Origin of the sequence: Vibrio rarus (genome assembly GCF_024347075.1) — a bacterium.
Taxonomy (GTDB): Bacteria; Pseudomonadota; Gammaproteobacteria; order Enterobacterales; family Vibrionaceae; genus Vibrio; species Vibrio rarus.
Map to the genome: position 1 here is coordinate 323,927 of NZ_AP024900.1, position 26,935 is coordinate 350,861.

General features: G+C 44.0%; 23 protein-coding genes and 1 tRNA gene. 11 read left to right on the top strand and 13 right to left on the bottom strand.

What is annotated here, in order from left to right; all coding sequences use genetic code 11:
* Positions 1-11: 11 nt before the first annotated feature.
* Positions 12-1,313, top strand: coding sequence for an ATP-binding protein (locus tag OCU56_RS01555; protein ID WP_261873845.1), 1,302 nt, complete (start codon positions 12-14; stop codon positions 1,311-1,313).
* 59 nt (positions 1,314-1,372) lie between these two features.
* On the opposite strand, the gene OCU56_RS01560 is transcribed toward OCU56_RS01555, so the two are convergent.
* Positions 1,373-1,828, bottom strand: coding sequence for a CC0125/CC1285 family lipoprotein (locus tag OCU56_RS01560; protein WP_261873846.1), 456 nt, complete (start codon positions 1,826-1,828; stop codon positions 1,373-1,375).
* Positions 1,829-1,850: 22 nt separating this feature from the next.
* Complete coding sequence (locus tag OCU56_RS01565; protein ID WP_261873847.1) at positions 1,851-2,627, bottom strand: MipA/OmpV family protein; 777 nt, start codon at positions 2,625-2,627, stop codon at positions 1,851-1,853.
* Positions 2,628-3,101: 474 nt separating this feature from the next.
* Here OCU56_RS01565 and OCU56_RS01570 point away from each other — a divergent pair, with 474 nt between their 5' ends.
* Entirely contained in the window at positions 3,102-3,704 is a 603-nt protein-coding gene (locus OCU56_RS01570) for a hypothetical protein (RefSeq protein WP_261873848.1), read from the top strand.
* Between the two features lie 197 nt (positions 3,705-3,901).
* On the opposite strand, the gene OCU56_RS01575 is transcribed toward OCU56_RS01570, so the two are convergent.
* The 5 genes from OCU56_RS01575 to rpsU all read right to left on the bottom strand — a co-directional run bounded on the left by OCU56_RS01575 (position 3,902) and on the right by rpsU (position 8,604).
* Positions 3,902-3,977: transfer RNA gene (locus OCU56_RS01575), tRNA-Ile, on the bottom strand.
* Between the two features lie 152 nt (positions 3,978-4,129).
* Positions 4,130-5,971, bottom strand: coding sequence for an RNA polymerase sigma factor RpoD (gene rpoD / locus OCU56_RS01580; RefSeq protein ID WP_261873849.1), 1,842 nt, complete (start codon positions 5,969-5,971; stop codon positions 4,130-4,132).
* 96 nt (positions 5,972-6,067) lie between these two features.
* Positions 6,068-7,831 (bottom strand): DNA primase, encoded by a 1,764-nt coding sequence (gene dnaG, locus OCU56_RS01585; protein ID WP_261873850.1) that lies wholly within the window; start codon positions 7,829-7,831, stop codon positions 6,068-6,070.
* Positions 7,832-7,919: 88 nt separating this feature from the next.
* Positions 7,920-8,363: a GatB/YqeY domain-containing protein gene (locus OCU56_RS01590; protein WP_261873851.1), complete on the bottom strand. Its 444-nt coding sequence runs from the start codon at positions 8,361-8,363 to the stop codon at positions 7,920-7,922.
* Positions 8,364-8,388: 25 nt separating this feature from the next.
* The gene (gene rpsU, locus OCU56_RS01595; protein WP_001145625.1) at positions 8,389-8,604 is read right to left on the bottom strand and encodes a 30S ribosomal protein S21; all 216 of its coding nucleotides are present in this window, start codon (positions 8,602-8,604) and stop codon (positions 8,389-8,391) included.
* A gap of 221 nt (positions 8,605-8,825) precedes the next feature.
* Here rpsU and tsaD point away from each other — a divergent pair, with 221 nt between their 5' ends.
* Positions 8,826-9,842, top strand: a complete 1,017-nt coding sequence (tsaD, locus tag OCU56_RS01600) for a tRNA (adenosine(37)-N6)-threonylcarbamoyltransferase complex transferase subunit TsaD (RefSeq protein WP_261873852.1) — start codon at positions 8,826-8,828, stop codon at positions 9,840-9,842.
* A 53-nt stretch (positions 9,843-9,895) separates the two neighbouring features.
* On the opposite strand, the gene plsY is transcribed toward tsaD, so the two are convergent.
* On the bottom strand, positions 9,896-10,489 hold the full coding sequence (gene plsY, locus OCU56_RS01605; RefSeq protein ID WP_261873853.1) for a glycerol-3-phosphate 1-O-acyltransferase PlsY: 594 nt from the start codon (positions 10,487-10,489) through the stop codon (positions 9,896-9,898).
* Between the two features lie 172 nt (positions 10,490-10,661).
* On the opposite strand from plsY, the gene folB reads away from it, so the two are divergent.
* Genes folB through OCU56_RS01620 form a run of 3 tightly spaced genes read left to right on the top strand, consistent with a single transcriptional unit; the run spans position 10,662 to position 12,327 of the window.
* Positions 10,662-11,021 (top strand): dihydroneopterin aldolase, encoded by a 360-nt coding sequence (folB, locus tag OCU56_RS01610; RefSeq protein ID WP_261873854.1) that lies wholly within the window; start codon positions 10,662-10,664, stop codon positions 11,019-11,021.
* Complete coding sequence (folK, locus tag OCU56_RS01615; protein WP_261873855.1) at positions 11,018-11,524, top strand: 2-amino-4-hydroxy-6-hydroxymethyldihydropteridine diphosphokinase; 507 nt, start codon at positions 11,018-11,020, stop codon at positions 11,522-11,524. Before folB ends, folK begins: the two co-directional genes overlap by 4 nt.
* Positions 11,524-12,327, top strand: coding sequence for an undecaprenyl-diphosphate phosphatase (locus tag OCU56_RS01620; protein WP_261873856.1), 804 nt, complete (start codon positions 11,524-11,526; stop codon positions 12,325-12,327). Before folK ends, OCU56_RS01620 begins: the two co-directional genes overlap by 1 nt.
* Before the next feature lie 40 nt (positions 12,328-12,367).
* Here the strand turns inward: OCU56_RS01620 and OCU56_RS01625 are convergent, their stop codons facing one another.
* Positions 12,368-13,600, bottom strand: a complete 1,233-nt coding sequence (locus tag OCU56_RS01625; protein ID WP_261873857.1) for a multifunctional CCA addition/repair protein — start codon at positions 13,598-13,600, stop codon at positions 12,368-12,370.
* A 181-nt stretch (positions 13,601-13,781) separates the two neighbouring features.
* Here OCU56_RS01625 and OCU56_RS01630 point away from each other — a divergent pair, with 181 nt between their 5' ends.
* Both OCU56_RS01630 and OCU56_RS01635 read left to right on the top strand, forming a co-directional pair.
* On the top strand, positions 13,782-15,413 hold the full coding sequence (locus OCU56_RS01630) for an ExeA family protein (RefSeq protein ID WP_261873858.1): 1,632 nt from the start codon (positions 13,782-13,784) through the stop codon (positions 15,411-15,413).
* Entirely contained in the window at positions 15,413-16,330 is a 918-nt protein-coding gene (locus OCU56_RS01635) for a general secretion pathway protein GspB (protein ID WP_261873859.1), read from the top strand. The genes OCU56_RS01630 and OCU56_RS01635 overlap by 1 nt, the downstream gene beginning before the upstream one ends.
* Before the next feature lie 41 nt (positions 16,331-16,371).
* Here the strand turns inward: OCU56_RS01635 and OCU56_RS01640 are convergent, their stop codons facing one another.
* From OCU56_RS01640 to OCU56_RS01650, 3 genes are all read right to left on the bottom strand, one after another.
* On the bottom strand, positions 16,372-16,983 hold the full coding sequence (locus tag OCU56_RS01640; protein WP_261873860.1) for a TIGR04211 family SH3 domain-containing protein: 612 nt from the start codon (positions 16,981-16,983) through the stop codon (positions 16,372-16,374).
* A 156-nt stretch (positions 16,984-17,139) separates the two neighbouring features.
* Positions 17,140-18,405 carry an inorganic phosphate transporter gene (locus OCU56_RS01645; protein WP_261873861.1) on the bottom strand — a complete coding sequence of 422 codons (1,266 nt, stop codon included), beginning with the start codon at positions 18,403-18,405 and terminating at the stop codon, positions 17,140-17,142.
* Between the two features lie 44 nt (positions 18,406-18,449).
* Complete coding sequence (locus OCU56_RS01650) at positions 18,450-19,130, bottom strand: TIGR00153 family protein (RefSeq protein ID WP_261873862.1); 681 nt, start codon at positions 19,128-19,130, stop codon at positions 18,450-18,452.
* A 187-nt stretch (positions 19,131-19,317) separates the two neighbouring features.
* Here OCU56_RS01650 and OCU56_RS01655 point away from each other — a divergent pair, with 187 nt between their 5' ends.
* From OCU56_RS01655 to hldE, 3 genes are all read left to right on the top strand, one after another.
* On the top strand, positions 19,318-20,835 hold the full coding sequence (locus OCU56_RS01655) for a CYTH and CHAD domain-containing protein (RefSeq protein ID WP_261873863.1): 1,518 nt from the start codon (positions 19,318-19,320) through the stop codon (positions 20,833-20,835).
* A gap of 118 nt (positions 20,836-20,953) precedes the next feature.
* A complete protein-coding gene (gene glnE / locus OCU56_RS01660; RefSeq protein WP_261873864.1) occupies positions 20,954-23,806 on the top strand; it encodes a bifunctional [glutamate--ammonia ligase]-adenylyl-L-tyrosine phosphorylase/[glutamate--ammonia-ligase] adenylyltransferase in 2,853 nt (950 codons plus the stop codon).
* 82 nt (positions 23,807-23,888) lie between these two features.
* On the top strand, positions 23,889-25,319 hold the full coding sequence (gene hldE / locus OCU56_RS01665) for a bifunctional D-glycero-beta-D-manno-heptose-7-phosphate kinase/D-glycero-beta-D-manno-heptose 1-phosphate adenylyltransferase HldE (protein WP_261873865.1): 1,431 nt from the start codon (positions 23,889-23,891) through the stop codon (positions 25,317-25,319).
* Positions 25,320-25,573: 254 nt separating this feature from the next.
* On the opposite strand, the gene tolC is transcribed toward hldE, so the two are convergent.
* Positions 25,574-26,893, bottom strand: a complete 1,320-nt coding sequence (gene tolC / locus OCU56_RS01670; protein WP_261873866.1) for an outer membrane channel protein TolC — start codon at positions 26,891-26,893, stop codon at positions 25,574-25,576.
* Positions 26,894-26,935 lie beyond the last annotated feature (42 nt).

Sequence of the window (26,935 nt, forward strand, 5' to 3'; positions counted from 1 at the left end):
AAGGCCTTATTATGCAAAAGCTGATGGTTTCACTGGTGCTGGTGGTGCTGGCTTCTATTGTGACTTTAGGTTGGTCAATTAGTCAGTTTGCTAAACAGCATGAGTCTCCGAGCACAGCGATGACTACCGCAGAGCATATTCAGGCCCTGCAGTTAACTGGAGAAAACATTGCTCGCGCGTTAGATAATGAGCAGGTCAATGCCCTAGGGGTGATAGAGAGTTGGAACCGACACAATGAGGAGCAACTTTCATTACTCGATGAGCATAATTTTCCGTTACCCCCATCATTAAAAGCTCAATTTGAATCAGAAGGGCAGTTACTTCTTGAGTCGGATGAAGGCATTTCACTGCATTATCGATTGCCACATATAGGACAAGTATTAAAGATTAAAACACAAATTTTGCCGCTGACTGAGAACGGGTTTGATTTTAATCAGCTGTATACCACGCTGTTTTATGGTGGCGTAGTGCTTATTTTATTGCTGTGGGTCTCACCATTAATAAAGCAACTACTTAACCTGAGCAAGGTTACAAAAGCGTTTGGATCTGGGGAACTACAGCAAAGAATTCACATACGAAAATCGTCTTATATTGCTGAGATTGAAACGGAATTTAACCGAATGGCTGACCGCATCCAACAACTTGTCGATGATAATAAGCTGTTGAGTCGCGCGGTATCCCATGATCTTAAAACCCCCATTGCGCGGTTACGCTTTGGTATTGAAGCGGTTGAAGAAACCGACAGTGATGTTCTGAAGCAAAAATATTTCACACGCTTGAATCGTGATTTAGATGCCATGGAAGAGTTGGTGTCAACCTTGCTAAGCTATGCCCGATTAGATCAAGCTAACCTACAATTAACGCTTGAACCAATAGAACTCAATAGTTGGCTAGAGAGCAAGTTAGCTAGCTACACTTTTCACTCCCATCATCTTGATTTTATCTCCTATCCTCAGCCTCTGTCTGTGCAAATCGATCCTAAATATCTGTCCATGCAACTGGGTAACTTATTGAGTAATGCCGAGCGCTTTGGCCACTCAAAAATACGTGTACAGCTAAAAGTGAACAATGGCTTTATTGAGTTGAGTGTCGATGACGATGGTCGAGGGATAGCAGAGCAGGAAACAGAGCAGGTTATAAAGCCATTTGTTCGAGGTCAGCAGAGTCGTGATAATGCTGGCCATGGCATGGGGCTCGCTATCGTCACTCGTATTGGTGAGTGGATGGGTTCAGAGTTATCTATTCATCATTCACAGGAGCTGGGCGGTGCAAGTATGAGGCTAAGCTTTCCATATAGTAAGAATACACAATAAAAAAGCGCCTTAATTATCCGCTTAATTAAGACGCTGGCTATGGTGGTTAGTCAGAGAGATCAGTTGTCCACTTTTATGTGTGCAAGAATATATTCAGTATCATAAATTCTATTTTTTGGCTGCTTAGGCTTGGCTGTGAGACCGGTCACTTCAACAACACTCGACCCTTCTTTTATGCTAGATGACGACCCTAGTACAATATCATTGTCGATACTGGCAACGCCTATTTGGCCGGCTGAATCTCGATTAGTGAGTTCAGTGGTATAAGTAAAATAAGCAAACCCTGCTTGGTGACAAAGCTCTGCAGATTTATACATGACGTATTTGCGCAGTTGTGCTCTGTCTGTGTAATTATTACCAATAAAGCTAATTTGCCAGCTATCAGGGGCTATTTGGGTGGTTTCAAAACCTTTACCAAAGGTCCAGAAGCTCTTTTGTGTATGATAAGGCGTCGCACAAGCCGTCAGCATTAACGCCAGTACCGTAATAATTGAACACTTCTTAAATAATCTCATTGTCTTCCCCCATAGTTCTAAGTTAGAAAGCGTAGTTAACGCCGATAGTCGTGGCCCATTGGTTCTGACTATCAATAAGTGGTGAATCAGACATATTTGAATCTAAGTATGAGTAACCGGTTGCCTGGGTAATATCCAAATGCTCAGTGATTGGGATCAACATGGTGTAACCGAGTTTATAGGCAAAGGCACCATCGGCTTTATAAGCAGGACGACCAATAGTAGCTTCAGATGACGACACGCCAGTATAGTAATTAACAAAGTCTTGGCTGTAGTAATGAACGCCAGCATAGGGTACGAAATCAACCGTGCCTAAATGCATAGGGTGAAAGTAAGTTAAGTCGGTTTGAAAGCTTTTGTAGGCGCCAGTGACGTCTTGCTGGAATTTACCCGCTAAAGTACCTTGTCCGATATGAATGTCAGCACTTAAGCCTAAATCGGCGCTAGGGTCACGGTCTTTCATGCCTTTAAGAATTTTAGCATTGTCAGAGTCACGACCAGGGTTGATGGCAATAAACACTCCCATATTGAGCAGATCGCTGTTATTACCGTAGAAGCGATAGTTGATACCACTGAGATCTGCATTAAAGTCTTCACCATGGTACCCCCCATTGATGTAAAGAGCCGTTTGGTGTTTTTGTCCTTTATAATACTTACCCCCCGTCACAAGTCCTGCACCAATGAAGCCTTGGCCTTCATGGCTATACACATTACCGTTTCTAATGTAGGCATTGCCTGTATCAGCCAGTGCTGCGTGGGAAAGCACAATAGCGGAGATAGCTAAACCGATTTTTTTCATAATAGAATCCTTTTCACTTGGTTCAAATTTCAGTAGGGACACTATATTTGATTACAGGAAGCGACTTTGTAACGGAATGTAACCTGCATGGCGGACTGAATTTGGTGGTGGATTCTTTTATATAAGTGGCAGCTTTGTGACTAATACAATCTGAGATTAGCTCTACCGTAATTTTTTCTAGCCTCTAGCAGGCATTGCTAACGGAGTCTTGCTTGTTGAGTCGGCTGAAAGTGGAAGTCTGTTATTGCTACGAAAAAACACACTAATAAAATAACAATGGAACTTTGTGAGTTAATGCTTGAAATACAGATCTCTTACTCGTAAGTTGTGCTCTGAAAATCCTTAGACGACTTCAAAGAACAATGATAAGTATGGAACGTGAAAATGCTTAATCATTGACTAAACTGGAACTCAGTTGTTCTGTGTCTTTAATGAATTTTAGTAATAAAAATAATAGTAGTGGAAATCTCAACAATGAAAAAGTATGTATTGGCGTCTTTAGCAGCGGCATTTTGGGGCTGTTCTACACTAACGAATGCCGCAGATAATTTGCAACGAAGCGACAATAATGAAATAGCATCAAGTGGCACAATCTCTAAGTCTGCAACCTCCAGTCAAATGGATGATTGGAGTGATAAGAGTGCCTATATTATTAGCGCAGGTTCTATTGATATAGCGGTCCATCATGTGGATGATGCCGTGCATATTGATCGTGGCTACAATTTATCATTAGAAAGAAGGTTTAACTCTACTGCATCATTGATAGGAGATATTTCATCATCAAATTATCGTTCTGGGAACTGTTATTGGAATAAGTGCGACAAGTCCTCACACCACCTTACTCAAGGTGGTCTTATGTTAAAACTAGGAGTGGATATGTATTTGGGACACAAGGTTATCATCCACCCATACGCTGCAGCAGGCATGGATGTGCAACCTTATGCCACAATGAAAGCGGCTATTGGTACAGATGTAATTGTCACTCATTCGATTTTGATTGGCGCACGTTATGATATCTTGCGACCAAGCAACGTACACGTCAGTGAAACAAGATTTAATGTGGGTTATTTATTTTAAACACCCAAGCACATAGCGATGATGGAACACAAGTATGATGTATGTGAAACAGGGGGAAGTTACTTTTTCTTGGAGCATAATTATTGTGGGTAGCCGAATCTATGGTAGAAAAAAGGCAGGTATAATCGCTAGTTGACTAAAAACTACAGGCACAAAAAAGGCGTAGCGGTTACTAACTCGCTACGCCTTGCTGTATATGGTGGCCCCTCGCAGACTTGAACTGCGGACCAATCGATTATGAGTCGAGTGCTCTAACCACTGAGCTAAGGGGCCTTGTAGGGGGCACATTATATGAGATGGGTAGAGATGTGTCTAGATTTAGTCGTAAGAATAAAGGAGATTTATGTATAGTTTTTATTCGATCAAACAACGGGATACAAAAAAGGTGAGCTTAAGCTCACCTTTTTTACATAAACGCTTATTTTCTACTCGTCTAGGAAGCTGCGCAGAGTTTCTGAGCGGCTTGGGTGACGCAGTTTACGTAGTGCTTTTGCTTCGATCTGACGGATACGTTCACGAGTAACGTCAAACTGTTTACCCACTTCTTCAAGAGTGTGGTCAGTGTTCATATCGATACCAAAGCGCATACGCAGTACTTTTGCTTCACGAGGCGTTAGGCCAGCTAAAACGTCTTTAGTTGCAAACTTAAGGCTAGTTGCCGTTGCAGAGTCTAAAGGAAGCTCTAGAGTGGTATCCTCGATAAAGTCACCTAGGTGCGAATCTTCGTCGTCACCGATTGGTGTCTCCATTGAGATTGGCTCTTTAGCAATTTTAAGTACTTTACGAATCTTGTCTTCTGGCATTTGCATGCGTTCTGCCAGTTCTTCTGGAAGTGGCTCACGGCCCATTTCTTGAAGCATTTGACGAGAGATACGGTTTAGCTTGTTGATGGTCTCGATCATGTGCACAGGGATACGAATAGTACGTGCCTGGTCAGCAATAGAACGAGTAATCGCCTGACGAATCCACCATGTCGCATAAGTTGAGAACTTATAACCACGACGGTATTCAAACTTATCTACGGCTTTCATCAAACCGATGTTACCTTCTTGGATAAGATCCAAGAATTGTAGACCACGGTTGGTGTATTTTTTCGCAATAGAGATAACAAGACGTAAGTTTGCCTCTACCATCTCTTTCTTAGCGCGACGAGCTTTAGCTTCGCCAATAGACATACGACGGCTGATATCTTTAATAGATTGAACCGTTAGTGATGTTTCTTTTTCAATGCTTTTTAGCTTTTGAATAGAGCGACGGATGTCTTCTTCGTTACGACGGATCTTCTCTTTGTAAGGTGCGTCTGAAGCTAACGTTTTATCTACCCATGCATCGCTTGATTCATTGCCAGTGAACGTTTTAACAAACTCTTTCTTTGGCATGCCACCGTATTCTACGGTTTGGCGCATGATCAAACGCTCTTGTGTACGAACTCGTTCCATAGAGGTACGAAGTTGAGTCACAAGGTGGTCAAATTGTTTTGGCGTTAGACGGAACTCACGGAACACATCATTAACTTTAGCGGTAGCCACTTTAAAGGCTTTGCTATCACGGCCTTCTGTGTTGGATACCAGTTGCAGATCTTGGTAAGTGTTACGAAGGTTAGTGAACTTCTCTAGAGCGAGCTCTGGATCGATTCCTGTATCTTCTTCTTCCTCTTCCTCGTCGTCTTCTTCTTCCGCGTCTTGTTTTTCAAGATCGGTTTTCGCAAGTTCTGAACCAACGTGAGTCGCGGTTGGGGCTGTAGTGCCGTCATCATCTGGGTCAACAAACCCTGAAATAATGTCTGTTAGGCGAAGTTCTTCAGCTTGTACTTTATCGAACTGCTCTAAAACATACGGTATTGTGCCTGGAAACTCAGCAACTGATGCTTGAACTTGATTGATGCCATCTTCGATACGCTTCGCGATATCGATTTCACCTTCACGAGTCAGAAGCTCAACCGTACCCATTTCACGCATATACATGCGAACGGGATCCGTTGTACGGCCAATTTCACTTTCAACGGTGCTTAAAGCTGCAACAGCGGCTTCTGCCGCATCTTCATCGACTTCGGTGCTTTCGTCATTAATCGTGTCGTCATCAATCTCAGTGGCATTTTCTACCACTTTGATGCCCATGTCGTTGATCATCTGAATGATATCTTCGACCTGTTCTGAATCGACGATTTCTGGCGGTAGATGGTCGTTAACTTCGGCATAAGTTAGATAGCCTTGCTCTTTGCCTTTAAGAACAAGTGCCTTAAGCTGTGACTGCCTATTTTGATCCATAGATGGTATCCAAATTCTGGTCTGGTAAAGAAATAGTTTGCGAAATGCAGACCGCTAATTATAGCAAAGATTTTTACATTACAAGCGTTCAGGGTCTCATGCTTTTAATTCTAGCATCAAAGCTAGCAGCTCCCTTTTCTCATCGACTGATAAGCCGATGCTTCTTTCTTTCGCTTGTAGGGTTTCAATTTGCCGTTCGATACATTGGTAAATAACTTTATCCAATGAATCGCAAAAAATATCGTCATGATTGTCTTCTTCTCTGTAAGTGGGTAATTCCCAACTTGCGAGAAGTGACAAAATGCGTTCGTCTTTCTGATTACGCCAATTCTCTAATAACTGGCCAGTGGTAATATGGGGATGATTTATACACTTATCAACCACATCGAGTAATAAACTTAGACCAGGCAGGTTAGTTTGCCTAATTGAGTCTAAGTTTGGCATTAACTCTACATAATGCGGATTTTGTAGTAATAACGCGATCACTACACGCATTGGTGTTCTTTCTATTTTTCTATGAGGAGCGGGTCGAGACGGTTGCTGATCTGATTTTGCAATCAGCTGTTGCAGTTGCCTTTCATCCACTAATCCTAATTTTCTACCTAGCAATTCACGCAAATACATGCGTAATGTACCGCCAGGGACTTTACTAATTAAAGGGATAGCTAAGGTACTCAGTTTAGCCATGCCTTCTTTACTACTGGTATCAACTTGTTGCATCAATGTTTGGAACATAAACTCTGATAGCGTGGTTGCAGTGGCAACTTGCTGTTCAAAGGCTTCTTTTCCATGTTGACGTATATAAGTGTCAGGATCCTCACCATCAGGTAAGAACATAAATTTAAGCTGACGACCATCGTTAAGATAGGGTAGTGCATTTTCCATCGCTCGCCATGCTGCATCTCGACCTGCGCGATCGCCATCATAACAACACACAATATTACTGGTTTGTCGAAACAACATTTGTAGGTGATCACCGGTTGTTGAAGTGCCAAGAGAAGCCACGGCATAGTCAACACCAAACTGCGCTAAGGCGACCACATCCATATACCCTTCAACCACTAAAATGTGTTGTGGGGAACGGTGGGTTTGCAGTACTTCGTATAAACCATAAAGCTCTTTGCCTTTATGGAATATAGGCGTTTCTGGTGAATTAAGGTATTTAGGTGTGCCATCACCGATGACTCGTCCACCAAAACCAATAACTCGACCTCGACGGTCACGAATAGGGAACATGATGCGACCACGGAAACGGTCGTATCGGTTACCTTTGTCGTTTTCTATCAGCATACCACCACTCACAAGTGCCTCTTGTGCTTGTGGTTGCTGACCAAATTGTTTTCGTACCGAATCCCATTCATCCGCTACGAAACCAATCTCAAATTTTTGTGCTACTTCGCCACTTAAGCCTCGATTCTTCAAGTACTCAATCGCGGTTTTTCCTGCACTGGTTTTCAGCTGAGAGCGATAAAATCCAGCAATGCTACCAAGTAGGTCGTATAAGCTGCGTTTTTGCTCTGTATTTGCTGTAGGGCCTTGATTAAAACTGCCTTGACGTTGCTCTCTTGGTACCTCAATACCAAGATGAGAAGCGAGCTCTTCTATCGCTTCAACAAACTCCAGACGTTCGTATTCCATCATGAAGTCGATGGCATTACCGTGTACACCACAACCAAAGCAATGGTAAAACTGTTTTTCTTGGCTAACGCTGAAAGAGGGCGTTTTTTCGTTGTGGAATGGGCAGCAAGCACCGTAGTTTTTGCCTTTTTTCTTTAGTTTTACTCGCGCGTCAACGATATCGACAATATCCAGTCGAGCAAGTAGGTCATCAATGAAGGTACGGGGTATATGTCCAGCCATAGATCCTAAAGAAAGTGCATGTGTGCAAGATACAAACAAGCCGTGCATTCAGAGAAAGCACGGCTTGCTTTAATTTTTATTCTGGGTCTTAAGCGAGTTTAGAGCGAACTAAACCACTTACTTTACCCATATCTGCGCGCCCTTGAATTTGGGGTTTGAGAACGCCCATTACTTTACCCATGTCTTGCATGCCCGCAGCTTCAGTTTCGGTAATTGCATTAGCAACTAATGCAGCAACTTCTTCTTCAGATAACGGTTGAGGCATAAATTCCTCAAGCACTGTAATTTCAGCTTTCTCAATATCAGCAAGATCTTGACGACCGGCAGATTCGTATTGAGCGACAGAATCGCGACGTTGTTTAACCATTTTAGTCATCACAGCGATGATATCGTCGTCGGTCAGAGTAATCCTCTCGTCGACTTCACGCTGTTTAATTGCTGACAAGGCTAAACGAATAGTGCCAAGGCGCGGTTTGTCCTTGGCTTTCATCGCAGATTTTTGCTCTTCTTTGAGATTATCAATAAGAGCCATTACTAATTCCTAATGTAATCGGGGATTAGTAAAGACGAACGCGACGTGCGTTTTCGCGAGCTAGCTTCTTAGCGTGACGCTTTTGAGCTGCTGCTTTAGCGCGTTTACGAACTGTGGTTGGTTTCTCATAGTGCTCACGACGACGCACTTCAGAAAGAATACCTGCTTTTTCGCAAGAGCGCTTAAAGCGACGTAGAGCTACGTCGAACGGTTCGTTTTCACGTACTTTAACTACTGGCATATGCCTTTCACCTCAGGGGTTATTCGTTAATACTGGATTCCACTTTCCGGGCAAATTCACTTGCAGGGGGAATAACCAGCTTGATCAAAAATGGTGCGGAATTTTAATCCGAACTGATAGTGTTTGTAAAGTACTTTATTGCGGAGAAAACGATCAATTATTTGTTTGAACAATTAGGAAAAGGTAAACTTGCCGCATATTAGAGAAGTCGCGAGAAATGTATGCGTATTTTAGGTATTGAAACCTCCTGTGATGAGACAGGCGTTGCTATTTATGATGATGAGAAAGGTTTGTTATCACATCAACTGTATAGCCAAGTAAAACTGCACGCCGATTACGGTGGTGTTGTGCCAGAGTTAGCCTCTCGCGATCATGTGAAAAAAACCATCCCACTGATTAAAGAAGCCTTGAAAGAAGCCCGTTTAACCTCAGACGACATTGACGGTATCGCTTACACCGCAGGGCCTGGGCTTGTGGGTGCCTTGTTAGTTGGGGCTACTATAGGTCGCAGTATTGCCTATGCATGGGATGTGCCTGCTGTCCCTGTTCATCACATGGAAGGGCACTTGTTGGCCCCTATGCTAGAGGATAATCCGCCTCCGTTTCCATTTATTGCCTTGTTAGTGTCCGGTGGGCACACCATGATTGTGGAAGTTAAAGGAATAGGTGATTACCAAATTCTAGGTGAATCCATTGATGATGCTGCAGGTGAAGCGTTTGATAAAACGGCGAAACTAATGGGGTTAGATTACCCAGGAGGGCCACTTTTATCTCGTTTAGCGGAAAAAGGCACGCCGGGACGTTTTAAATTTCCTCGCCCTATGACAGATAGACCGGGCCTTGATATGAGTTTCTCTGGTTTAAAAACATTTGCGGCAAATACCATCTCTTCAAATGATAACGATGATCAGACTCGCGCAGATATTGCTTACGCTTTCCAAGAAGCGGTATGTGCTACCTTAGCCATTAAATGCAAGCGCGCGTTAGTACAAACAGGTATGAAGCGTATCGTCATTGCCGGTGGCGTGAGTGCCAACAAGCAGTTGCGTGCTGAGCTTGAAGGGTTAGCGAAAAAAGTGGGTGGCGAAGTATTCTATCCACGTACTGAATTTTGTACCGATAACGGGGCGATGATCGCCTATGCTGGGATGCAACGTTTGAAAAACGGTGAAAACTCCGATCTTAGCGTAAAAGCTCAACCTCGTTGGCCTATTGATCAACTCGATCCTATTGCTTGATATTGAGTGACACCTTGAAAAGCTGGCCTTTGTTTGGTCAGCTTTTTTTATTGCTATGGCTTCTTTGAGCCTACTTTAGGCTCGTCTCCCGCAATCAAACGCTTAATGTTGTCTTGATGTCGCCAGATAATTAAACAGCACAGCATGGCTACAGGGAGTGTATATTGGGGCTTAATCATCCAAGTGAAAAATGGGGCAAGTAGCGCAGTTACAAGGGCCGCTAAAGATGAGTATCTTGAGATAATAGCGGTGATCAACCAAGTGCCCATCAACATTCCGGTAAGATCAAAGCCGATAGGGGCAATGGCTCCAACAGCTGTCGCCACCCCTTTTCCCCCTTTAAAGTGGAAAAAAATAGGATAGATGTGGCCAATACAGGCTGCGATACCAATTAAACCTAACATGACTGGGGTTAAATCCAGATAGTAGGCTGACCAAACAGGGATGGTGCCTTTTGCCATGTCGCAAATTAAAACCAAAGCCGCGGGGAGCTTACCACCGATACGCATGACATTAGTGGCGCCTGGGTTCTTGGAACCTGCCGTTCTCGGATCGGGAAGCTTGAAAACGCGACAAATTAAAACGGCACTCGACACTGAACCTAATAAATAGGCCAAGATGATCATTAGTAGAGCCGTTGCAGACATAGGTATCCTTTACACTTTGTAGCTATTATCGCTTTTATCAGGATGATAGTTAGGTCTTTGATGTAGTATATTACGTTTTTTTATACTTTTGGCTTATCCGACCTCAATCTTTGTATTTGAACTTGTTTTAGCAACATTTGCTATAGAAAGAGGCAATTAAAGGAGATAAATAATGAATAAGGACAGAGTCTTCATTGAGCAACTCGAGGTAATTACTACCATAGGTGTGTACGATTGGGAGCAGGAAATCAAGCAGAAGCTCGTGCTTGATATTGAAATGGCTCACAATAACCAAGCCGCCGGAGAGAGTGATGATGTGGCAGATGCATTGGACTATTTCTCTGTAAGCCAAGCGGTGATCACGCACATTACAGAGGGGCGCTTTTTATTGGTAGAGCGTGTTGCTGAAGAAATTGCTTCGCTGATCATGACTCAATTTAACGTACCTTGGTTACGAATTAAATTGCGCAAGCCTGGGGCAGTGCCACAAGCGGCAAGTGTTGGCGTTGTTATTGAGCGAGGCGCATTGTGACCCGAGCCTATTTAGGCATAGGAACCAATATAGAACGAGATAAGCATGCTCAGGTTGCGATCACTCAATTGCAACGTTTAGGCAGTCATCTTCAGGTCTCGACGATATATCGTTGTCCCGCGGCAGGATTTAATGGCGCGGAGTTTTATAACTTCGTCATTGGCCTTGAAACAGACTTAACACTGTCGCAGTTTGCCGCTCAATTACGTGCGCTTGAGTTGGCCTATGGTCGCCCAGAAAATGCCCAAAAACAACAAGATCGCACTTTAGATATCGATATCCTTCTCTTTGGTGATGTCATTCGTCAGCAGTCGCCACAGCTACCGAGAGCCGATATTTTTAAGTTTAATTTTGTGTTGCAGCCACTTTATGAATTATGCCCTGAACTGCTGGTGCCAGGAGAGGGGCGAACGATTGAGCAAATTTGGCAACAACAGTTTTTATCCATCGGTGGTATGAGTAATCTTACCGCTATATCTTTACCTTTAAGTGATGATTATTAATGAGTTATTTTGAAGCGTTTGCATTAGCCCTTATCCAAGGGCTAACGGAGTTTTTACCAATATCGAGCTCTGCTCACCTTATTTTACCCTCAGCCGTTTTAGGCTGGGCAGACCAAGGCTTAGCCTTTGATGTTGCGGTACACGTTGGCACCTTGTTGGCTGTTGTGATTTATTTTAGACACGAAGTTGTGACCCTTTTACGCGCATTTTTCGGCTCTGTGTTTAAACAACAACACAATAAAGAATCGACGTTGGCATGGATGATTATTCTCGCCACAATCCCAGCAGGCTTAGCGGGATTGTTTTTAAATGATCTGATTGAGCTGTATTTGCGCAGTGCCTGGGTGATAGCTTGTACCACTATTATTTTTGGTTTATTGCTCTGGCATGCAGATAAAGTTTCCACCTTATCTAAAGATGAGTATCAGACCACTTGGAAAAAAACCTTAATTATCGGTATCGCACAAGCGATGGCGATGATTCCCGGTACTTCCCGTTCTGGGGCCACAATTACTGCCGCGCTATACCTTGGCTTTACTCGTGAAGCGGCCGCGCGATTCTCTTTCCTAATGTCGATTCCCATTATTACTTTAGCGGGGGGATACCTAGGAACCAAATTGGCCCTGAGCCCAGAACCTATGCATTTAGGCGTACTGGGAACCGGTATTTTGGTGTCCTTTATTAGTGCGTATATCTGTATTCATTACTTTTTGAAGCTAATTTCTCGCATGGGGATGACGCCATTTGTTATCTACCGACTCATTTTGGGTGCAGGCTTATTTGCCTTTTTGCTCACTCAATAAACCTATAACAACAACCTCCCAGTGAAAGTGGGAGGTTGTTTTAATCCCATAGCCAGTTTTGCTTAACCTTATCGATGGCTTCCACTCGGCGTTTGTTGAGTTCTTCACGTATGTGTTTGCCACTAAAGCCATCTTGGATAACTTGCTGCACATTGACCGCTAAGGCCTCTTGATAGACCGCCTCTACATAATCTCGCTGAGGGTAAGGGGTGCTGTCATGCCCAAGGCGTCCTTGGCTATCTGCCTGACAAGTGATTAATACTTGTTGCAGTATTTGCGGCTTGCGCCACACATCAAAACTATCAAGAACGCGCAGTAGGGTGGAGGCTTTCAGCTCTTTTGCTCGGTGAATATTAGAGTGTTGCTTACATACATGCAGTGCTAACTCTTTATATTGATTCGGTACGCGCAGGCGCTGACACAGCTTTTCTATGATATTAAGTCCGCTATGACAGTGCATTTTATGGCTTGGCCACTCTTCCTCTGGGGTAACACCCTTGCCGACATCGTGCAGTTGCGCAGCAAAGCGTATTGCGGGCTCTGTGGTGAGTTGAGCGGCGCGTTTAGCTACCATCAAGGTATGAATGCCAGTATCAATTTCTGGGTGCCATTTTTCCGTTTGTGGCACGCCAAACAAACGCTGCAACTCAGGAATAATGACGCTTAATGCCGAGCACTTGTGCAGTACATGGATAAAGATCTGTGGGTCTGCGGTTAACAGGGATTTTTGCCACTCTTGCCAAACTCGCTCTGCGGTTAACGTTTCGAGCTCGCCAGAGTCGACAATGTTTGTCATTAACTGTTGGGTCTCTTTGGCTACCGTAAACTGTAAGTGGTGCAGTTTGGCGGCAAAACGGGCAACGCGAAGCACTCGTAAGGGATCTTCTACAAAGGCATCGGAGACGTGGCGCAACAGTTTATTTTTGATGTCCTCTTGGCCACCGTAGGGGTCATAAAGTTTGCCTGATGGATCTTCGGCCATTGCATTTATGGTGAGATCTCGACGAATGAGATCTTCTTCTAAAGTAACATCTTGGGCGAAATAACAATCAAAACCTGTGTAACCACTGCCAGATTTTCTCTCAGTACGAGCTAAAGCGTACTCTTGGTGAGTGGTGGGGTGTAAAAATACGGGGAAGTCTTTGCCTACCGCTTGATAGCCGAGTTTGATGAGCGCCTGTGGTGTAGAACCCACGACCACCCAGTCTTGATCATAGCTCTGGATATTGAGCAGTTTATCGCGCACTGCGCCACCCACTAAATAGGTTTGCAAATTAAGTCCTCACTTATACCTGTATTTGTCACGCCACTATTGAGAGATATTGTATCAATAGTCGTGCTTTATTGCAGTTCAGAGTTACAAGTATCACCTGCAGGCAAAGGATCGCTTTACTTTCTTTGTTTCAGTGGTAGCGTGACTTAATCAGAAAAATAAGTGTATACAGAAGTGCTAAATGTATAAGGATTTTTTCGGCTTTGTCGATGAGCCATTTTCAATTGTTCCGAGTTCTAAATATCTATTTTTGAGCGCCCGTCACCGAGAGGCGCTGTCGCATCTACAAATTGGTATTAATAGTGGTGGCGGTCTCGCCATGTTAACCGGAGAAGTCGGTACGGGTAAAACGACCGTTTCCAAAGCCATGTTGGCAAACCTAGAAGGAAACTGGGTGACAGGGTTGATATTGAACCCTACCTTTTCCGAAGTGGAATTATTGGAAGCCATTTGTGATGAGTTTTCACTTTCTTACCAGCAACCCTCCAGTCTAAAACAGTTATCTCAAACCCTTTATAAATACCTGCTTGATAACCATAAGCAAGCCAAGCAAACCTTATTGTTGATCGATGAAGCTCAGCACTTATCGGCTAAGGTTTTAGAGCAACTGCGTTTGTTGACTAACTTAGAAACGGACAGTCATAAACTGTTAAAAGTGTTGCTGGTGGGGCAACCTGAATTGCAACACAAATTGCAGACGGTGGAACTGCGACAACTGGCACAAAGAATTACCGGGCGCTACCATTTATTGCCTTTGGTTGAGAAAGACGTTGCCGATTACATTGCCTTTCGTTTACGAGTTTCTGGCGGCGATGAAACCCTGTTTTCTGCGCGTGCGATTCAGCATATTGCATCGCACTCTCAAGGTATTCCTCGTTTAATTAACCTGATTTGTGACAAAGCGTTGTATTACGCGATGTTGAGTCAGCAAAGCAGTGTGGACTATGCGCTGGCAAAAAAAGCCAGCAGTGATGTTTTATCCTATCAAGCCCCTAGCATTAAGGCGGCAAACACCCGTCGTTCAAGCTCATCTGGTTGGTTATCACCCTCAATATTGGCCCTGTTGATTGCTAGTGCAACCTTTGTGGGATTGGCGTCTTGGCAGCAGTGGCAACAATTGCAAGAGCAACAGCAAAGCCAAGCGATTCAATATCAACAATGGCAGGAGCAACAAACGCAACTGCAACAGGTGGAAAATGAGCAACAGCAACACCTCGATCAATTAATTGAACAAAGTCGCTCTCCTATGGGGGCCATGCAGGCTCTGTATCGTATGTGGGGCTTTGATGCGTCCATTGTTGACTCCGACTGTGAAAGTGGCACAACACCGCCATTTCATTGCTTTCAGAGCGTTGCACAGCTAGAAGTTATAATTGCTTCTAATCGTCCTGTGGTTCTGACGCTGTACGATGGTGATAAACCGTATTTTGCGATTTTGCAGGGAGTGGAACACGATACCGTGACCCTTCAACTCGCCACTCAGCGAGTACAGTTACCTATCACCTGGCTAGAGCAACACTGGCAGGGGCAGTTTAGGTATCTTTGGTACAGTGAAATAGGGCATACCTTGAAACTGAATAACAGTGGAGAGCAGGTTAAAGTGCTGGATAAACTGTTAGCTAAGGTGCTTAACGCTAAGCCTTTAGATACCGAGGTATTTAATCAAGAGTTGCAACAGCGAGTGTCGACCTTTCAATCTTGGCAAGGCTTAGATGCAGACGGGGTTGCGGGTAAACAGACGTTACGTCAATTAGATAGGCTTACCAGTGACAATGCGCCTAAACTGCTTGACCATAGCAAGGAGGTGATGTGATGTCACAGGTACTTAAAGCCCTTGAGCAGTCGCAAAAACAGTTTGAACAAACCTTACCCTCTCAACCTAGCGTGACTCGGCCTCAGCACAGTGCTGGTAATGGCAAAACTAAGGTGATGCTAGCGGTGGCGTTAGGCTTGCTAGTGGGCGGTGGTGGATATATGGCATTTCCTGATTCGTCATTGACTCACTCTGTGGAAGCTCTGGTCGCACCGGCGCTAAGTCATTTTGTAGTGAGCCAGTCAATACCAAGTGATCAGCCAGCAGAAAGCAGTAATATTGAGATGGCTTTTTTGCCTATTGAGCCAAGTAAAGGTCTATTACCTTTACCTCAGTTAGATCCTGCGTTAAGGGATAAACCCAGCACCATTACAGTGAACAATGAAAAACCGCTACCGCAGACTCAGCCTAATGTGCAACACAGTAGTCATCAGTCGGTAAGCAAAACCACCACTAAAGCTTCAACAACACATAAAGCCTCTCATACAACGAAAACCGCATCTACGGCGAAACACACATCTCCTAGTGGCAGTGATGATGGTGAGTGGAATCTATCTAAGTTAGATTTATCGAAATTATCCCCTGAACTCGCAGGGCGTATTTCAAATGTGCTAGATAACCCATCTGAATATAAAGTGGATGAGGTTGATGAAAGTAAATTGAGCAATGTTAAGTTGATTAAGTTAGACCAAGACGGTGACCGTTTTAAAGGCCATTTGCCGGCGCTTAATTTGCAAACGCACATGTATGCCAGTAACCCTAAACATCGCTGGGTAAAAGTTAACGGTAAAGAGTTACAGCAAGGGCAAGCGATCAACAAGGATACCAAGCTGGTGGAAATTGCCCCTCGCTATATCGTTATTGAATATTTGGGAGAGAAGATTCAAATCCCAGCTTTATATGATTGGAAAGGGTAATAAAAAAAGCTGCCATTGGCAGCTTTTTTTATCGATGCAGTTTATGCCCAGCCGTTAGGGGATTTTTTACGACGTGGGATAACGTGTGGTAGTAACAAACCAAACAGTAGGCCAAGTCCGGCAACACCACCGCCGTACATGAAGTACTTCAATAGTAGGTCTTCTTTTTGCGTATCCAGACGAGCTCTTAGCTCGCGAACCTCTGTTTGAGCAGAGAGAAGTTGGTCACTGACTTTCTTGTAGTTCGTTTCCATCTCAGCAATTTGAGAGTTACGCGTTTCTAAAGAGTGAACTAGGCCTTCTTGCTCTTTGCTCGCTTTGTCATTAAATCCAGCTAACTCTGCTTTTACTTGCGCCAGTTCTTTTTCTAGACGAGGCATGCGAGTGACCATGCCTTCCCTGTGAGTGACGTATTTAGATTCGACCCAGCCTTTACGGCCACGTTGGTCTACGACTTCGGTATAGCCACTCTTTTTATTCGTTTGCACTAAAGTGACTTTTGCACCAGCATCAACACTACCGATAATTCGGTACTGAGCACTAGGACCTGAGTGCATGTAAGTAAATAGGTTATCGGAGATGTAGATCGTTTTCGCCCACGCAGCAGGTGTTGCTATCACAGCCACAAAAGCGATCAAAAAAAGTTTTTTCACTGTAAGTCCTTCAAAAAATCAGATTTAGGTGAGGAAAGCAATTCCTTCGTTGCCTAAATAGTAAGTAGATTATAGGTTGCCTGCAACTAAAAGAGGGGGCAATGCCCCCTCTATAACGTTAGTTTGTCAAAATATGACAGATATTTGACATTATGCTTAGGTGAAAACCACCAACATGATCTCATAGAATATGATTGCAAGCAGTGCACCAGCAGGCAGAGTGACCACCCAAGATACAACGATGTTGCGCACAACACCCAAGTTAAGAGCCGCAATACCACGAGCAAAGCCAACCCCGAGTACAGCACCAACTAAGGTTTGCGTTGTTGAAATCGGTAAGCCAGTGCCTGATGCTAATACAACCGTACTTGCTGTAGCCAACTGCGCGGCAAAGCCACGGCTTGGGGTCAGTTCTGTAATACCCGTACCTACGGTAGACATTACTTTGTGACCCATGGTCGCCAGACCCACAACAATACCTACACCACCAAGTGGTAGAATCCACCATGCAATTTCAGTCTTCTCTGCAATCTCACCCATGTTTTGCACTGTAGCAACAATCGCCGATAGGGGGCCGATAGCATTCGCCACGTCATTGGAACCATGAGCAAAGGCCATGGCACAAGCAGTAATAACCATCAAGGTGCTAAAGACTTGTTCTACGCCAGTGAAACTGTGTTCGTGGTTATCTTGATCGAGCTTAAAGCGTTTTTGGATATAGATATAACCAATGAACATGACCAATAGTGATACCGCAATAGCCCAAAACCAAGCTTCGCCAGTAGTTAAATGTAAACCAACATGCTTTAACCCTTTTTTGATGGTCACAAGGGCAATCACTATGGTGGTGATGAACATGTAAACCGGTACATATCGCTTAGCATTTTCTAAGGGAGTTCGGGTGTTAAATATGAACTTTTGCGCGCTGACAAAAATAAAATAGGCAAATAACCCTGAAATAAAGGGGGTTATGACCCAACTACCGACAATGCTTTGTACCGAACTCCAGTCAACCGCTTGAGAGCCAACAGATACGGTAGCAAAACCTATGATAGCGCCGATGATGGAGTGAGTAGTAGATACCGGCCACCCCATATAAGAGGCAAGCAGTAACCAAGTACCTGCTGCAAGTAGCGCAGACATCATACCGAACACTAATAGATCGGGAGAGTTTACAAACAGCGTAGTATCGATAACCCCTTTACGGATGGTATCGGTTACTTCACCACCCGCAAGGTACGCCCCTGCAAATTCGAAAATCATGGCGATAATGATCGCCTGTTTAACCGTCAATGCTTTAGAACCTACCGAGGTCCCCATAGCATTTGCAACGTCATTGGCACCGATACCGATAGCCATCATAAAACCGAATACGGCAGCACATATCAGAAGTACAGTGCCGTAGTTAGCTAGAACATCCATTGAATATCCTTTGATATTAATAAATTGAACAGGTGTGGAGATTATTAGCTACGCGCTATCATCAACTCTAAACGGGCACAAACACGCAATGCTTGGTCCGCAATACCACCAACCCATTCGAGGATTTTGTATAAGAACATCATATCTATAGGACTGTATTGATCTTCAATCTTTCTTAGGCTTCGACGTAAATCAATTTGCATTTGGTCAGTATCGTCTTCAATTCGATCAAGTTCATCGATCATAGACTCAACTAATTTTGCTTCACGTCCTTTAAAACCCGTTTCTAGCAATTCATCTAGCCCGTTGATGACCAAGTACATCTGGCCAACGGCATCCAAACAACGTTTTACGTATATTAGGAAGTCGTCATGCAATACTTCAGGTATAAGAAGGTTACGACCTAACACTCGGCCGCAAACATCTTTAGCTATGTTGGCTACTTTATCTTGCTGAGTAAGCAAGTCCAGTAGATCGCCTCTATCAAAAGCCATAAATAGGCCCGTAGGTAGATGCAAGCGAATCTGGCGTTTTAATACGTCAGCTTCTTTCTCTAGAGAGGAAATTTGCTGACGGAATTCCGCCGCCTTTTCCCAATCGTTAGCGTTCGAGGCAGCAAAGAAGTCTGGTAAAAGTGCAGCACACTCTTGGACCTTCGCTCCATGTTGTTGCAAGGGTTTTATTGGCGATTTTGCGAATAAACCAATTATGGTATTGACTGGCATATTTGTCTTGTCATGTGATTGTCATGCTGGGGTGTAACTATAATAGGTTTTTTTCGTAATAAAAGGGGGTATGTGATTTAAAATTGCACAAAAACGGTTTTTTTCGTGATTTGGATCAGTTGAATGGCACTTGCTGATAATCAAATTTAGATTTAATCTGCAATAGACAGTCGATTATGAGTGAATTATGGAAACTGAAATAGAGCTTAAATTTTTTGTTTCACCACAGTTCTCAGAAGTTTTGAGAAAGAAAATTCCGCACAATAAAATCCTACAACATAATAGCAGGGATTTGGGGAACATCTATTTTGATACTCCAGATAACTGGTTACGCAACCACGATATTGGAATGCGTATTCGTCGTTTTGACGATGTGTATGTGCAAACAGTAAAAACATCTGGACGCGTTGTAGCCGGTTTGCATCAGCGACCAGAGTATAATGCCGAACATACTTGCGATGATCCTGATATTTCTTTGCACCCTAGCGAAATTTGGCCAGAAGGGCGCAGTGTTGCCGATCTAGCCGCAGAGTTACAACCACTTTTTGCTACCAACTTCACTCGTGAGTTGTGGCTGGTGGGTATGCCTGACGGGAGCCAAGTTGAGGTTGCCTTTGATCAGGGGGAAGTGGTGGCTGGAGAGTTGCGTTCGACCATTTGTGAGGTGGAACTTGAGCTGAAATCGGGCCAAACAGATGCGTTATTTACTCTAGCAAGACAACTGTGTGAAGACGGAGGCATGCGCCTTGGTAATTTGAGTAAAGCGGCGAGAGGTTATCGTTTAGCGCAAGGGTTTAGTGGCAGTAAGCCAAAACAGCTTGGTTTAGTTGAGGTGTCAACTCAAGATAATGTCGAAAGCTGCTTTATTAAATCGTTAGAGCACGCTCTGGCTCACTGGCTATATCATGAGCAAGCGTATGTTGAATCTCCGAGCATGGCTTGCCTACATGAAATTTGCTTTTCTCTGCGCTTTGTTAGACAGACGTTGGCGGTGTTTGGTGGCATAGTCCCTCGTCGTGCCAGCGCTATATTAAGGCAAGAGTTAAAATGGCTAGAGCAAGAACTCGATTGGGTGCAAACGGCGGATTACCTCGATGACCTAACCGAAGATAAAGGACATGCGTTACGTAAGCTCGATGCACAAAAAGTGTTGGTCAAACAGCTTAAAGTAGCGCGAAAAAATTTAGCATCCGAAGCGGATATTCTACAGTTGCTTGAATCTGCCCGTTATACAGGGGTGATTTTAGATTTGAGTCGTTGGGTGCTCACGAAAGGTTGGCAGCCATTCTTAGATGAAAAATCCAGTAAAGCGATGTCGAGTGATTTGATGAAATTCTCTCAAAATCAACTGGATCGCACTTGGGCGGAGCTGGTTAGCGCTTTTCCTGTAGAGCAAACATTGACGGCCCAAGACTATATAGAAGAGCATTATCACTTAAATCGAAGCCTCTTTTCCGGGATCTGCTTTGCCGCATTGTTCGATCAAGAAATGCGTCAAGCGTTTCGTTTGCCGTGGGCGGATCTCTCTCAGGGTATTGATGATCTGTTAACGTTAGCTCCCGTTCGCCAACTTGTGGATCAATTGCAAGGGGAAGAGCAGGAACAACTACAGCGTTGGCTAGATCGTCAGCAAGCATCCATATTGCACGCAATGGAGCAAACCCGAGCAATGTGTATTGAAGCTCAGCCGTATTGGAAAGGATAGTTTTCGCTTTTGTCGCTGATTAACGCATTTCAGAAACAGAGCGCTTGCCCTTGGGTAAGCGCTTTTTTATTCTTAACCCTATTTCCCCCCTTTTGCTTTGACGCACCATGGAGCGCTTATGCACCGCACAACAACAAATAGATATCAACAGCTTACGGATAAGTTCTCTTGTATTGCTGAGCTGTGGCCGCAACATAGGCGAGCAGAATTAGAGAAAGTGATTAACTTTAGTTCATTTATCTTTAATCGGTTACTGTGCGATGAGCCTTTGTTATTAAAACTGCCTGAAATGCTCGATCAGGCTGAGCGCAGTGCTCACTATCGAACGGATCTACATGCACAATTAGCCGAATACAGTGATGAAAATGCGGTGATGAAACAGCTACGAACGTTTCGTAATCATGAAATTATTGCCATTGCTTGGCGTGATATTGTGGCGAGTTGGCCGGTAGAGCAGAGTTTATCGCATGTTTCAAAGCTTGCCGAAGCAATGATCTTTGAGAGCTATGCTTGGCATTATGCCGATTGTGTTAAGGCGTGGGGTACACCGAAAAATGCCGATGGCAAAGAGCAGCCCATGCTGATCATTGGCATGGGTAAACTGGGGGGAGGGGAGCTGAACTTTTCTTCTGATATTGATTTGATCTTTACTTACCCTGAAGTCGGCGAAACAGAAGGTGCAAGACGCTCGATTGCCAATGCGCAGTTTTTTACTCGCCTAGGACAGCGCTTGATTAAATCTTTAGATCAAGTGACCGTAGATGGTTTTTGCTACCGAGTGGATATGCGATTGCGTCCTTTTGGCGAGAGTGGTCCCTTAGTGATGAGTTTTGCCGCTTTAGAGGATTACTACCAAGAGCAAGGAAGAGACTGGGAGCGTTATGCCATGGTCAAAGCTCGGGTCATGGGGCGAGAGATGTACCCTCAATATCAAGAGCTACGCCAGATGTTACGCCCCTTTGTATTCCGTCGCTATATTGACTTTAGTGCGATTCAATCCTTACGACGTATGAAGGCGATGATCCGCAGTGAAGTGCGCCGTCGAGGGTTGAACAATAATATCAAGTTGGGCCCTGGCGGTATTCGTGAAATAGAATTTATTGCCCAAGTGTTCCAGTTAATTCGTGGCGGTCGAGAACCCAGCCTTCGAGGCCGAGGTCTATTGGAAACGCTACAAGCGATAAAACAGCAGCAGTTATTAGATGCGCCAGATGTGGATGGCATGATGTCGGCTTATCGTTTTTTGCGTCGCTTGGAAAACCTGTTGCAAGCCATGGAAGATAAGCAAACCCAAACCTTACCAGAGGGAAGTGGTGACCAACAACAATTGGCTGAGGTGATGGGGTTTGACAATTACAACAAGCTACAAGATGAATTGAACCAGCATATGTCTAATGTGCACCAAGTCTTTGAAGATCTTATTGGAGATGAGGAAGATCATGGGCAGGCCATAGACGCTAGGTATGTAGAGTTGTGGAGTTTAGCCAATGATCCTGAACAGACAGCGAACATCTTCAATGAATTAGCATTAGATATAAAAGAGAAATCATTATCAGATTTATCCGCGGCTTTAGGTTCTTTTAAAGCTGAGCTAGCCAAAAAAACCTTGGGACCAAGAGGGCGTGAAGTGGTGAGGCATTTGATGCCTAAGCTCATTTCTACAGTACTGGCTCACCCTGAAGGAGAGTTTGGTTTAGAAAGAGTATTAATGGTGCTGGCTAAGATAGTGACCCGCACCACTTATTTAGAGCTTCTTGATGAACACCCCGCCGCTTTAGAGCAACTGGTAAAACTGTGTACAGCAAGCCCGATGATAACCGAGTTGTTAGGGCGCTACCCAATATTGCTCGATGAGCTTCTTGATCCGCAACAGTTGTATAAGCCGGTAGAGTTAAGTAGCTATAAATCTGAATTAAGCGATTATCTGACGCGCATACCTGAAGAGGATATGGAGCAGCAGATGGAAGCATTACGCCAATTTAAACAGACTTGTATTTTACGCATTGCTGCCGCCGATATTGCTGGAGTATTGCCTGTCATGCAGGTCAGCGATCATTTAACGTATCTAGCGGAAGCCATTGTTGAGCAGGTCATTAATCAAGCTTGGCGACAAATGGCAGCCAAATACGGAGAGCCTAATCATTTGCTCAACAGAGAGGGGCGAGGCTTTGCCGTGCTAGGTTACGGCAAAGTTGGTGGCTGGGAGTTAGGTTATAACTCGGATTTAGACATAGTGTTCATACACGACTGCCCGCTTTCTTCTTATACCGATGGTGATAAAAGCATTGATGGTAGGCAGTTCTACCTTCGTCTTGCACAACGAATTACCCATCTTTTCTCGACACGAACCCCTTCTGGAATTCTTTATGAAATTGATACTCGACTAAGGCCGTCGGGTGCTTCTGGCTTGATGGTCAGCCCTATTGAATCTTATGAAGAGTATCAATTGCAAGAGGCGTGGACATGGGAGCATCAGGCTTTGGTGCGTGCGCGTCCTATTTATGGTGATGATATTTTAGTGGATGCCTTTTCTAAGGTCAGAAAAAAAGTGTTGTGCTTACCGAGAGAGCAATCAGAGTTACGTGATGAAGTCGTCAAAATGCGTGAGAAAATGCGTGAGCATTTAGGAAGCAAAAAGAAACATCGCTTTATGCTCAAACAAGATCAGGGAGGGATCACGGATATTGAGTTCTTAACTCAGTACTGGGTGCTAAATTATAGCCATAGTGATTCAAACCTGAGCTATTGGTCCGACAATGTGCGTATTTTGCAAAGTTTAGTGGCAGCAGATGTGCTGACCCGAGAACAGGCTAAACAATTAGTAGAAGCCTATACAACAATGCGAAATGAAATCCATAGACGGAATTTACTCAATTTGGATGCAGACGTAGCAGAGGATAAGTTCACGCAACATCGGCAATTTGTCAGTGAAATGTGGTGTAACTGGATGAAAAAAGAGCAACAAAGTTAAATTGCTCAAAAGCTTAGCCTAACTTTGATGTATCCTTAGCTATGCTAGAATTGTTATTAGAAATTATGCTTGTGGAGTCGTTATGAAACCAATCTTGCCCAACTATAACGAGGCAGATGTCCTTATTGTTGGAGATGTGATGCTTGACCGTTATTGGTATGGTCCTACTGGGCGTATTTCGCCAGAGGCACCCGTACCTGTAGTGAAGGTTGAAAATAACGAAGAGCGCCCTGGTGGGGCTGCGAACGTCGCGATGAACATAGCGGCTTTAGGTGGCGCTTCGCATTTGATCGGTTTGACGGGAGAAGATGAACCGGCTCGCATACTGAAAGAAAAACTGAGTGCATTAAACGTTAAATGCAACTTTGTTGAACTGGCGGATTACCCAACCATTACTAAATTAAGAGTGATGAGCCGCGGCCAGCAATTAATTCGTCTTGATTTTGAAGATAAATTTGAAAGTGTCGAACCTGAGAATGTGCTTTCTCGATTGCAGCAGGCTATTCCACACAGTAAAGCGATTATCTTATCGGATTACGCCAAAGGTGCATTAGAGCATTCAAAGGCGATGATTGAACAAGCCAAAATCGCTGGGGTTCCCGTATTTGTGGACCCTAAAGGCGCTGATTTTGAACGTTATAGAGGGGCGACATTATTGACCCCCAATATGTCGGAGTTTGAGTGTGTTGTAGGACCGGTGAAAGATGAACAGCAATTGGCTGAGAAAGGCTTACAACTGATAGAGCAATTTGATCTGCAAGCGTTATTAGTGACGCGCAGTGAAAATGGCATGACGCTATTGCGTCGTGGCTTAAAACCTTTCCACCTACCGACTCAAGCGCAGGAAGTCTACGATGTGACTGGTGCTGGAGATACGGTGATTTCAGTGTTAGCCGCTTCTGTTGCTGCGGGAAAACCTTTAGATGAAGCCTGTGCACTGGCTAATGCCGCCGCAGGTGTTGTGGTGGGTAAGTTAGGCACTTCAACACTGTCGCCAATTGAATTGGCGGAGGCTATACACGGTGCCCAAGACAGTGATTTTGGAGTGATAGGCGAGCAAGCCTTAATTGCATCTGTGAAAAAAATGCAAGCAAAAGGTGAGCGAGTGGTTATGACCAACGGTTGCTTTGATATTTTGCATGCCGGTCATGTTTCCTATTTAAATCATGCCGCAGGGTTGGGGGATCGCCTCATCGTTGCCGTCAATACAGATGACTCTGTGAAGCGTTTAAAAGGCCCAGCAAGACCGGTTAACCCTACGGATCGCCGTATGGCAGTACTTGCAGGTTTAGGCGCCGTAGATTGGGTTGTACCGTTCTCTGAAGATACTCCTCAGCGTCTTATTTCTCAGGTGCTACCGGATCTCTTAGTTAAAGGTGGAGACTATAAACCTGAAGAGATTGCTGGTGGTAAAGAGGTGATTGCCGCAGGTGGACGTGTTGAAGTACTTAACTTTGAAGATGGCTGCTCAACGACTGAAATAATCGAAGCCATTAAAGGTGGCAAAGAGTAATACTAATTGTACTAAATAATGGGTCATTCTAGTTTGTTAAAATACTCGATAACTGCGTTAGAATTTTTGATGGTAGAATAACGACTTATCGAAAAATTCCGCCTTGTTTTCGAGTGTTTTTCCTGCGTTATATCTGATCACTTACTTAGTGTGATTGGTATAACCGGTTAGGTGATACAGTCTTATTTCTCTAAATAAAAAAGCGGGTCATTTTAAAATGACCCGCTTTTTTAATGTGTCATGTTTATTTTAGATTAAGACGCTTTGCTGTCCGTTTTTTTGGCAGGTTGTAGGCCATCATTAATATCTAAAATATCTTGTTCACTCAATGTACCTACTGCTTCTTTTAGCTGTAGAACACTGATGACGTAGTTATAGCGAGCATCAGAGAGGTTACGTTTGGCTTCAAATACACGACGAGTAAAGTCGAGTACATCGACGACAGTACGTGAACCGACTTCGTAGCCTGTTTCAACAGCTGCTAATGCAGATTCTGCTGAAATAAGTGATTGTTCAAAGGCGCGGATAGAACCAATAGTGGCATCAATATTGTTATTTGATGCACGAACGGTTTTAACCACAGAGCGATAAGATGCTTCTAGATCTTCACTGACGGCAACGTAGTTGTATTCCGCTTGTTTTACTTGAGAGCTCACACTGCCACCGCTATAAAGAGGCACTGAAAGATTAATACCTAAATTATAGTTAGTGTCATCAACATCAGCACCGCTGATTTTACCGTTGCCATAACCGGCATCAGCATTAAAGGTTAAAGAAGGTAAGTGACCTGAACTGGCTAGACGAATATCGTCCCGTGCAATATCTTGGTTAATACGAGCGGCAAGTAAGCTTAAGTTTTCTTGTTGCGCTTGTTCTACTAAGGCGTCAGTTGTTTTTTCACTTTTCGCTACCGAGAAACGTTCAATATCAAGAACATCTAAATCTTGATGGCCTGCGCCTGTGATTTCACGTAAAGATTCATAGCTGTTCACTAGGTTGTTTTTAGCGATAACTTCTTCAGCTAATACGCTATCAAACTCAGCTTGTGCTTCATGTACGTTAGTGATTGCCGATAGGCCAACATCAAAACGTTGTTTTTCTTGGTCAAGCTGGCGTGCAACCGCGCTTTTCTCTGCTTGCACAAATTCTAAGCTATCTTGTGCGCGTAAGACTTCAAAGTAAGCGGTAGCCACACGTAGGATAAGATCTTGCTGTTTAGCCGCATAAGCAGAATCGGCTTGGCGCGCTTTTTTCTCGGTTGTTTCAAGAGTTACCCAGCTTGAGCGCTGATAAAGTTCTTGGCTTAAGCCAATACCTGCGGTAAATGCATTAGTTTTAGCTGATGCATAATTCTCACCGTAGTTATATCCTGCTGTTAAGTTAATCTGAGGTAGCAGGGTACTGCGCGATGAATTGATGCTCTCAAAGGCAGCATCACGTTGAGCCGCTGAACGTAATAGTTGAGGGTCACTATTTTTCGCTTGATTATAAACATCCGCTAAGTTTTCTGCGTTGGCTGATAGAGATAGGCCACACAGGGAAGCTGAAATAAAAATGGACAGCACTTTTTTCATTGTCGTAACTCTTCCTGCTACTAAAATTGAGACTCAATAACT

Bases quoted from the DNA above. Each gene is read 5' to 3' on its own strand.
- OCU56_RS01620 (WP_261873856.1), top strand. From the start codon at position 11,524: ATGAGTTATTTTGAAGCGTTTGCATTAGCCCTTATCCAAGGGCTAACG.
- rpsU (WP_001145625.1), bottom strand. From the start codon at position 8,604: ATGCCAGTAGTTAAAGTACGTGAAAACGAACCGTTCGACGTAGCTCTA.
- tolC (WP_261873866.1), bottom strand. From the start codon at position 26,893: ATGAAAAAAGTGCTGTCCATTTTTATTTCAGCTTCCCTGTGTGGCCTA.
- OCU56_RS01570 (WP_261873848.1), top strand. From the start codon at position 3,102: ATGAAAAAGTATGTATTGGCGTCTTTAGCAGCGGCATTTTGGGGCTGT.
- OCU56_RS01590 (WP_261873851.1), bottom strand. From the start codon at position 8,363: ATGGCTCTTATTGATAATCTCAAAGAAGAGCAAAAATCTGCGATGAAA.
- rpoD (WP_261873849.1), bottom strand. From the start codon at position 5,971: ATGGATCAAAATAGGCAGTCACAGCTTAAGGCACTTGTTCTTAAAGGC.
- tsaD (WP_261873852.1), top strand. From the start codon at position 8,826: ATGCGTATTTTAGGTATTGAAACCTCCTGTGATGAGACAGGCGTTGCT.
- glnE (WP_261873864.1), top strand. From the start codon at position 20,954: ATGCACCGCACAACAACAAATAGATATCAACAGCTTACGGATAAGTTC.
- OCU56_RS01560 (WP_261873846.1), bottom strand. From the start codon at position 1,828: ATGAGATTATTTAAGAAGTGTTCAATTATTACGGTACTGGCGTTAATG.
- OCU56_RS01565 (WP_261873847.1), bottom strand. From the start codon at position 2,627: ATGAAAAAAATCGGTTTAGCTATCTCCGCTATTGTGCTTTCCCACGCA.
- OCU56_RS01655 (WP_261873863.1), top strand. From the start codon at position 19,318: ATGGAAACTGAAATAGAGCTTAAATTTTTTGTTTCACCACAGTTCTCA.
- OCU56_RS01635 (WP_261873859.1), top strand. From the start codon at position 15,413: ATGTCACAGGTACTTAAAGCCCTTGAGCAGTCGCAAAAACAGTTTGAA.
- folB (WP_261873854.1), top strand. From the start codon at position 10,662: ATGAATAAGGACAGAGTCTTCATTGAGCAACTCGAGGTAATTACTACC.
- OCU56_RS01630 (WP_261873858.1), top strand. From the start codon at position 13,782: ATGTATAAGGATTTTTTCGGCTTTGTCGATGAGCCATTTTCAATTGTT.
- OCU56_RS01650 (WP_261873862.1), bottom strand. From the start codon at position 19,130: ATGCCAGTCAATACCATAATTGGTTTATTCGCAAAATCGCCAATAAAA.
- dnaG (WP_261873850.1), bottom strand. From the start codon at position 7,831: ATGGCTGGACATATACCCCGTACCTTCATTGATGACCTACTTGCTCGA.
- plsY (WP_261873853.1), bottom strand. From the start codon at position 10,489: ATGTCTGCAACGGCTCTACTAATGATCATCTTGGCCTATTTATTAGGT.
- hldE (WP_261873865.1), top strand. From the start codon at position 23,889: ATGAAACCAATCTTGCCCAACTATAACGAGGCAGATGTCCTTATTGTT.
- OCU56_RS01555 (WP_261873845.1), top strand. From the start codon at position 12: ATGCAAAAGCTGATGGTTTCACTGGTGCTGGTGGTGCTGGCTTCTATT.
- OCU56_RS01645 (WP_261873861.1), bottom strand. From the start codon at position 18,405: ATGGATGTTCTAGCTAACTACGGCACTGTACTTCTGATATGTGCTGCC.